This is a genomic window from Saccharopolyspora sp. 7B (genome assembly GCF_020177435.1).
GTDB lineage: Bacteria > Actinomycetota > Actinomycetes > Mycobacteriales > Pseudonocardiaceae > Saccharopolyspora_C > Saccharopolyspora_C gregorii.
On the sequence record NZ_JAIUKC010000161.1, the window covers coordinates 1 to 6,369 of the forward strand.

General features: G+C 72.3%; 7 protein-coding genes. 1 reads left to right on the forward strand and 6 read right to left on the reverse strand.

Features of this window, described 5'->3' with window-relative positions; translation table 11 throughout:
* Positions 1–135: 135 nt before the first annotated feature.
* The 6 genes from LCD33_RS22805 to LCD33_RS22830 all read right to left on the reverse strand — a co-directional run bounded on the left by LCD33_RS22805 (position 136) and on the right by LCD33_RS22830 (position 4,785).
* Positions 136–879 (reverse strand): trypsin-like serine protease, encoded by a 744-nt coding sequence (locus LCD33_RS22805; protein WP_224960239.1) that lies wholly within the window; start codon positions 877–879, stop codon positions 136–138.
* Between the two features lie 291 nt (positions 880–1,170).
* A complete protein-coding gene (glpX, locus tag LCD33_RS22810) occupies positions 1,171–2,214 on the reverse strand; it encodes a class II fructose-bisphosphatase (RefSeq protein ID WP_224960237.1) in 1,044 nt (347 codons plus the stop codon).
* Between the two features lie 117 nt (positions 2,215–2,331).
* The gene (locus LCD33_RS22815; RefSeq protein WP_224960236.1) at positions 2,332–2,595 is read right to left on the reverse strand and encodes an exodeoxyribonuclease VII small subunit; all 264 of its coding nucleotides are present in this window, start codon (positions 2,593–2,595) and stop codon (positions 2,332–2,334) included.
* On the reverse strand, positions 2,592–2,960 hold the full coding sequence (locus LCD33_RS22820; protein WP_308011318.1) for a hypothetical protein: 369 nt from the start codon (positions 2,958–2,960) through the stop codon (positions 2,592–2,594). Before LCD33_RS22820 ends, LCD33_RS22815 begins: the two co-directional genes overlap by 4 nt.
* A 58-nt stretch (positions 2,961–3,018) precedes the next feature.
* A complete protein-coding gene (gene xseA / locus LCD33_RS22825) occupies positions 3,019–4,278 on the reverse strand; it encodes an exodeoxyribonuclease VII large subunit (protein WP_224960234.1) in 1,260 nt (419 codons plus the stop codon).
* A gap of 57 nt (positions 4,279–4,335) precedes the next feature.
* Positions 4,336–4,785, reverse strand: a complete 450-nt coding sequence (locus LCD33_RS22830; protein ID WP_224960233.1) for a lipid droplet-associated protein — start codon at positions 4,783–4,785, stop codon at positions 4,336–4,338.
* A 245-nt stretch (positions 4,786–5,030) separates the two neighbouring features.
* Between LCD33_RS22830 and LCD33_RS22835 the strand changes: the two genes are divergently transcribed.
* Positions 5,031–6,092: a 4-hydroxy-3-methylbut-2-enyl diphosphate reductase gene (locus LCD33_RS22835; RefSeq protein WP_224960232.1), complete on the forward strand. Its 1,062-nt coding sequence runs from the start codon at positions 5,031–5,033 to the stop codon at positions 6,090–6,092.
* Positions 6,093–6,369 lie beyond the last annotated feature (277 nt).

The window sequence follows — 6,369 nt, forward strand, 5'->3', positions numbered from 1 at the left end:
CCCCCCGGCCCCAAACACCCCCCGGCCCCCCGGGCCCCCCCCCCCCCCCCCCCCCGCCCCCCCCCCCCCCCCCCCCCCCCCCCCCGCCCCCCCCCCCCCCCCCGGGGGGGGGGGCGGCCGGTCTGCGGGTGCCGATCAGGCGGCGGTGTTCTCCTCGACCCAGTCGGACAGCGCCGACACGTCGGTGTAGATCGACGGGCCGGTCGCGCAGTTCGAGTCGTTGTTCCCGGCGCGGCTGGTGGCGCCGATCAGCTCCCAGGAGCCCTCGGTGCCCTTGATCTGCGGGCCGCCCGAGTCGCCGTAGCAGGCGCCGGAGTCGCCACCGGGGTTCGAGGTGCAGATCTCGGTCTCGCCCTCGATGCCCGAGCAGTCGGCGTCGTCGACGATCGCGGTGTCCAGCTCCTGCAGCGTGGCGGGGGCTTCGCCGCCCGGCGCCGGGCTGGTCTGGCCCCAGCCGATGATGCGGGTCTCGGTGCCGGTGGCGCCCGACTCGGGGGCGATGGAGATCGGCTGCGCGGAGACCTGCGTGTCCAGCTTGATCACGGCGATGTCCGCCGAGTCGTGCACCTTGATGTCGCTGACCCCGGCCTCTTCGCCGCCGGAGGCGTGCTCCAGGCTGCCGACGCGGACGGACAGGTCGCCGGGCTGGCTGCCCTGGACGCAGTGCGCGGCGGTGACCGCCCAGTCGGCCTTGATCAGCGAAGCGCCGCAGATGTGCCCGCCGCCGGATTGCAGCGACACCATGAACGAGTAGGTCTCGGTGGCGTCGTGGCCGCCCACGACCATGGGCGTGGGGTCCTGGGCCGCGGAAGCGGGCGTGGCCAGCGCGAGCGCGGCGCCGGCGGCGAGCACTCCGGTGAGCAGGGAGCGTGTGCGCATGGGGGACGAGTCCTTCCGTGTGCCCGGTCCTGGGACGGCCCGGGGTGGTGCTCGGTCCGGTGCGGCGGGCCGAGTGACCACTGACGGTAAGGATCTTCACTCATCCGAGGCACCCACTTAGGTGGGTCTTCACGTCGCTCCAACGACGGTACCCACCCGGCCGAACGCGGCTCCGGTGCAGGTCAACACCGGCCTGATGGCCGATTCGGGGAAATACCGGGAAAAACAGCTCCCCGCGAAACGACGGACCGCCCGCCCCGGCGTGCGGGACGGGCGGTCCGGTCGCGGCGATCAGGGGAGCAGGCCGTGCCTGCCGCCCTCGTCGCCGCCCAGCTCCACGTCCGAGTACTCGCGCAGCTTCGTCAGCTTGTGCAGGCCCTCGATCACCCGCACCGTGCCCGACTTCGACCGCATCACGATCGACTGGGTGCTGCACCGGTTCGCCCGGTAGTGCACGCCCTTGAGCAGCGCGCCGTCGGTGATGCCGGTGGCGCAGAAGAACACGTTGTCCCCGCGCACCAGGTCCGAGGTGGTCAGCACCTGCTCCACGTCGTGCCCGGCGTCGAGCGCCTGCTGCCGCTCCGCGTCGTCCTTCGGCCACAGCCGGGTCTGGATCTCCCCGTCCATGCACTTGAGCGCGGCCGCGGTGATGATGCCCTCCGGCGTGCCGCCGATGCCGATGAGCATGTCGACGCCGCTGTCCGGGCGGGCCGCGGCGATCGCCCCGGCCACGTCGCCGTCGGAGATGAACTGGATGCGCGCGCCCGCCTCGCGGACCTCGCGGACCAGGTCCTCGTGCCGCGGCCGGTCCAGGATGCACACCGTGACGTCGGAGACGTCGATGTGCTTGGCCTTCGCGACGCGGCGGATGTTCTCCGCGGTCGGCGCGTTCAGGTCCACCACCCCGGCGGCCTCCGGCCCGACGGCGAGCTTCTCCATGTAGAACACCGCGGACGGGTCGAACATGGCGCCGCGCTCGGCGACGGCGAGCACGGCCAGCGCGTTCGGCATGCCCTTGCTCAGCAGCGTCGTGCCGTCGATCGGGTCGACGGCGACGTCCACCTCGGGGCCTGCGCCGTTGCCGACCTCCTCGCCGTTGAACAGCATCGGCGCTTCGTCCTTCTCGCCCTCGCCGATGACGACGACGCCCTGCATCGAGACGGTGCCGATCAGCTTGCGCATGGCATCCACCGCGGCGCCGTCACCGGAGTTCTTGTCGCCGCGACCGACCCAGCGTCCCGCGGCCATCGCCGCGGCCTCGGTGACCCGGACCAGTTCCATGGCCAGGTTGCGGTCGGGCGCCTCGTGGTGGCCCTGCGTGGTGGACGTGCTCATCGCGCCTCCCGGTATGGCGAGCTGACTCCATCGGCAGCACGCGCCGGCTCCGCGCGCCCTGCTCGTCGGATCTTCGCAGATCGCGCAGCTCGGAGCCGGGGCACGTGGGCGAGCCCACTACCGGTCTTCGCCGGGCTCCTCCACGGAGGCGAGGGCGCGGTCGACGCGTTCGCGCGCGCCCGCGAGGTGCCGCTCGCACACGGCGGCGAGGGCTTCGCCGCGTTCCCACAGCGACAGCGACTCCTCCAGGGACAGGCCACCGGCTTCGAGCCGCTTGACCACGTCGGCCAGTTCGTCCCGCGCCGGCTCGTAGCCCAGCTCGGCGACGTCCGGGTGGTCGGCGACCGGGTCGAAGTGCTCGTCCTGCTCGTTCTTCGTCACGGGGTGGGGCTCTCCAGCTTGCTGGGTACGGACACCACGGCGGTCGCGATGGCCTGGTCGTAGCCGATGAACGCCTCGGCGAACTCGGCGCCGTCGCCTTCCCGGACCGCGTCGTTGATGCGCAACTGCGCTTCGACGACCCTACGTCGGTGGGCGGATCCGCGGCCCACCCACCACCGGCCGCCCGCGTACTCGGACGTGGCGTCGGCCAGCGCCCGCAGCTTCAGCGGCAGCGTCCGGCGCTCGGTGGAGTCGCAACCGCCGAGCAGCGCGTTCCAGCAGCGCGCGGCGGCCAGGTCGGCCTCCCGCGCGCACCGCCGGACCTGCTCGGCGTCGTGCAACTTCGGCGAGCGCGTGACGGCCACCGTCAAGGGGAGGAATGTGGGCTCCTGCTGTCCCCGCACCACGACCTCCCTCGTTCCACTACTCCGTTCCGCCGGGCACCACGGCGTGCACCGCTCCGTCAACGACGCGGACCCGCAACGTGGTTCCCGCCGGGGCCTGGTCGATCGAGCGCAGCACTCCGTCGGCCCCGTCGGGCTCGACGCGCTGCACGATCGCGTACCCGCGAGCAAGAGTGGCCGCAGGACCGAGGGTCGTCAAGCGAGATCGAGTCGCGGTCATCGCATGCCCTTCGGCGGTGAGCACGCCCGTGATGGCGCGCCGCGCGCGGTCCCGTCCGACCTGGACCTGTTCTGATCTGCGGTCCAGCGGGCCGTGCGGGTCGGCCAGCGCGGGCCTGCTGCGCAGCGAATCCAGCAGCCTGCGCTCGCGGTCCACCCATCCGTGTAGCGCTCGTCGCGCGCGGTCGCGGAGCTGGTGCACCCGCTGGGTCTCCTCCGCCATGTCCGGAACGACGCGCTTGCCCGCGCCGGTCGGGGTGGAGCAGCGGACGTCGGCGACGTGGTCCAGCAGCGGCGAGTCCGGCTCGTGCCCGATCGCGCTGACCACCGGCGTGCGGCAGGTCGACACCGCGCGGCACAGCGCCTCGTCGGAGAACGGCAGCAGGTCCTCGACGCTGCCGCCCCCGCGGGCCAGCACGATCACGTCCACCTCGGGGTCGCGGTCGAGCTCGCCCAGCACGTCGAGGATCTGCGGCACCGCGGTCGAGCCCTGCACGGCCACGTTGCGGATCTCGAAGCGCACCGACGGCCAGCGCAGCCGCGCGTTGCTGAGCACGTCGTGCTCGGCCGCGGACGCCCGCCCGGTGATCAGGCCGACCTTGTTCGGCAGGAACGGCAGCCGCCGCTTGCGCGCCGGGTCGAACAGGCCTTCCGCCTTGAGCAGCTGGCGGAGCCGTTCGATGCGGGCGAGCAGTTCACCGATGCCGACGGCGCGGATCTCGTCCACCCGCAGGCTCAACGTCCCGCGGCCGGTGAAGAAGGTGGGCTTGCCGTGCACCACGACGCGGCTGCCGTCGGTCAGCGGCGGGTCCTGCTTGCGCAGCAGCGAGGACGCGCAGGTCAACGTCAGCGACACCTCGGCGGACGGGTCGCGCAGGGTGAGGAAGGAGGTGGCGGCGCCGGGCCGTTGCGAGATCTGCGTGATCTGGCCTTCGACCCAGATGGTGCCGAGCCGGTGGATCCAGTCGGCGATCTTGCGGGCCACGGTGCGCACCGGCCACGGGTCTTCCGCGCTGGTCGGCGGTGGGTTGGCGGGGGCGTTCAGGACCGCTCCTTCCACGTCCGGGCTTGGGCGGCGCGATCATACGGCCGTTCCCCGTCGGGGCGGGGCGGCGCGTCAGTTCTCGGTGCGGAGGCGTTCGAGCCGGTTGCCGAGCATCCGCAGGAACTCGGGGCGCTGCTGGTTCGCCCGCTCGTGGTCGAGCATGGCCTCGACCTCGGCGGTGGAGAAGCCGCGCAGCCTGCCGCGGAGCTGGGGCAGCGTGATGCCCTCGTAGCCGGCGAGCACGCCCGCGTCGTCCGGGGCGGGTGCGGCGGGCGCGGGTTCGTCCTCGTCGAAGGTGGCCCACTCCGGCTGGTCCTCGCCGCGGTCCCAGGCGCCGAGCGCCTCGTCGCCGCGGATGGCCAGTTCGGTGATCTGCTGCTGCATCCGCATCGACAGCTGGAGGGCCTGGCTGGCCACGGTCAGCGGCAACCCGAGCAGCTGGGCGGGCAGCCGCCGGGTCTGCTCGGCGGTGACGGCCGCGAGTCCGGCCGCGACGCGGATCGGCAAGGGGTACGTCGACATGGCCCCAGCCTCCCGCACTCGCGCCGCGGAAACTATCGGCCGGGCACCGGAGCTTCGCCCGGAGGTGCGGGCCGGTTACGGATTCCGGCGGTACCCCCGGGGTGTCCGGTGGCGGTCGGTCACCGTTGACCGCCGCGTCCCGCGCGACGGGTGTCCGCCGGTAGCGGGAAGGGTGACGCTCGGTACCGCCTCGGCAGGTGGCCGCAGGGCTGACCCGTCGCGGGGTGGTCCGTACCCTGGACGGCATGAGCACCTCGCCGCAGGCCGCCGATCGCCTCGCACCGAGCGACCTTGACCAAGGCACCTCCGACCAGGGCACTTCCGAGGGCGGACGCACCAAGCGCGTCCTGCTCGCCAAGCCCCGTGGCTACTGCGCAGGCGTGGACCGCGCGGTCATCACGGTCGAGAAGGCGCTGGACACCTACGGCCCGCCCGTGTACGTGCGCAAGGAGATCGTGCACAACAAGCACGTGGTGGAGACGCTCCAGGACCGCGGCGTGATCTTCGTGGACGAGACCGACGAGGTCCCCGAGGGCGCGCTGGTGGTGTTCTCCGCGCACGGCGTCAGCCCCGCGGTGCACGAGGAGGCCAAGACCCGGAACCTGCGCACCATCGACGCGACCTGCCCGCTGGTCACGAAGGTGCACAAGGAGGTCAACCGGTTCGCCCGCGACGACTACGACATCCTGCTGATCGGCCACGAGGGCCACGAGGAGGTCGAGGGCACCGCCGGTGAGGCGCCGGACCGCGTGCAGCTCGTAGACAAGCCGGAGGACGTGGACAAGGTGCACGTCCGCGACCCGAACAAGGTCGTGTGGCTGTCGCAGACCACGCTCAGCGTCGACGAGACGATGGAGCGGGTCGACCAGATCAAGGAGCGCTTCCCCGATCTGCAGGCGCCGCCGAGCGACGACATCTGCTACGCCACCTCGAACCGCCAGTTCGCGGTGAAGGCGATGGCCGCCGAGTGCGACCTGGTGCTGGTCGTCGGCTCGCAGAACTCCTCGAACTCGAAGCGGCTCGTCGAGGTCGCGCTGCAGGCGGGCGCGAACGACTCGCACCTGATCGACTACGCGAACCAGATCGAGGACTCCTGGCTGGAGGGCGTCGGCACGGTCGGCGTCACCAGCGGTGCCTCGGTGCCGGACGTGCTGGTGATGCAGGTGCTGGAGCACCTCGCCGAGCGCGGCTGGGACGGCGAGGTCGAAGAGGTCACCACCGCCAACGAGAAGATCACCTTCGCGCTGCCGCGGGAGCTCCGCAAGGACCTCAAGGAGAACCCGGACGCGCCGAAGGGCGTCCGCTGACCGCTCCCTCCCGCGGGAGGAACCGGGTGGTCCGCCGCTGAAGGGGCGAGACCACCTGGCGAGCACGCGAACGCGAAACGGCCCGCTCGACCTGATCGGTCGGCGGGCCGTTCTGCTGCGCTGGGCGGGGGCGCCGGCGTCCTTCAGTCGAAGAAGTCGTCGTCGCGGCGGGGGCGGCGGGGCCTGCGCGCCGGGTCGTGTGTGTGTTTTAAACCTCTGTCGCTGCCGCCGACGTAATAGGTGTTGTTCTCGGTGGGGGCCGGTTCGATAAAAAAAA

Coding starts and splice junctions, on each gene's coding strand:
- LCD33_RS22835 (WP_224960232.1), top strand. CDS start 5,031: ATGAGCACCTCGCCGCAGGCCGCCGATCGCCTCGCACCGAGCGACCTT.
- LCD33_RS22805 (WP_224960239.1), bottom strand. CDS start 879: ATGCGCACACGCTCCCTGCTCACCGGAGTGCTCGCCGCCGGCGCCGCG.
- LCD33_RS22830 (WP_224960233.1), bottom strand. CDS start 4,785: ATGTCGACGTACCCCTTGCCGATCCGCGTCGCGGCCGGACTCGCGGCC.
- glpX (WP_224960237.1), bottom strand. CDS start 2,214: ATGAGCACGTCCACCACGCAGGGCCACCACGAGGCGCCCGACCGCAAC.